1 protein-coding gene is annotated in these 1,103 nt (G+C 55.2%); it reads right to left on the minus strand.

Features of this window, described 5'->3' with window-relative positions:
* Positions 1-8: 8 nt before the first annotated feature.
* A complete protein-coding gene (locus tag ACT3TJ_RS17975) occupies positions 9-1,001 on the minus strand; it encodes an IS30 family transposase (protein ID WP_444622834.1) in 993 nt (330 codons plus the stop codon).
* Positions 1,002-1,103: the final 102 nt, after the last annotated feature.

The following is a 1,103-nucleotide window of genomic DNA, read 5'->3' on the forward strand; positions in this document are numbered from 1 at the left end:
TCCTGAATTCAACTAATAAGTGCAGCACCTGCGGTATTCAGGGCTCCTGAGTATTCACCCAGAAACACCTGTGCCGGTGTTCGATAGCCGAGGCGCTTTCTAGGCCGATCATTTAACTTGTTGACCACGCGTCGTACCTCGGCATCTGTAATTTGCCGGAAGTCTGTTCCCTTGGGGAAATACTGCCGTATCAAGCCATTCGTATTTTCATTCGTGCCTCGTTGTCCCGAGCAGTAAGCATCACAGAAATAAATTGACGCGCTAACGGCCTTGGCAACCTCCTCGTGGCGTGCAAACTCTGAACCATTGTCCAGCGTGATGCTCTTCACTGCGCCGCGACGAGGCTTGAGCAGCCGAATCATGGCTTTCTCGGTCAGTTCTGACGTTATCTTTGGCAAACGCGCGGCCATTAAATAACCACTGCGGCGCTCCACCAGTGTCACCAGGCCTGACTGCTTATGCCCCTTGAGCACCGTGTCGCCCTCCCAATGACCGATCACGAGCCGGTCATCGACGTCAGCGGGACGGTGTTCAATGCCCACACGGTTGGGAATTTTACCGAGCCCTGCGCTCTTGGCGTGAGCACGGTGCTTGCTACGCCGCTTGGGTTGACGAAGGTGCCGCCAGAGATCGCCTCCACGAGCCTTGTCATCCCAAATCAAGGCGTAGATCCACTGATGACTAACGCCCCTGTCGATCAAAGGCGCCATGAAACCGCTGATCTGCTCAGGGCTCCACTCTTCACGCAGTTGCTTGGCGACGATGTTGATCATGCTGGGTAGGCGCTTCGTCCACTTCCAGGCGGTGCGTCGCCGGTTGTCACTACGGTGCTGAGCCAGCTCGGGTTCATAACCGTCAGCAGTCGCGTTACGACGAAGCTCGCGACTAATCGTACTGTTATGAATGCCAAGGTCTTTGGCGATCTGTCTTTGGCTCATGCCTATCTCAGCACGAGCGTGAATCTGGTATCGTTGGGTCTGGGTCAGCTGCCGGTATTCCATGCTCTGCTTCACTTTGGTCGGTAAAGCAGGGAGGATGCCGGCGCTGGCCCTCCTACTTCTACCGAATGGCTCAAAGTGCTGCAGTTATTCTATGAATTCAGG

The organism is Halomonas sp. AOP30-A1-24, from assembly GCF_052378165.1.
Taxonomy (GTDB): Bacteria; Pseudomonadota; Gammaproteobacteria; order Pseudomonadales; family Halomonadaceae; genus Vreelandella; species Vreelandella citrativorans.

Coding starts and splice junctions, on each gene's coding strand:
- ACT3TJ_RS17975 (WP_444622834.1), bottom strand. CDS start 1,001: ATGGAATACCGGCAGCTGACCCAGACCCAACGATACCAGATTCACGCT.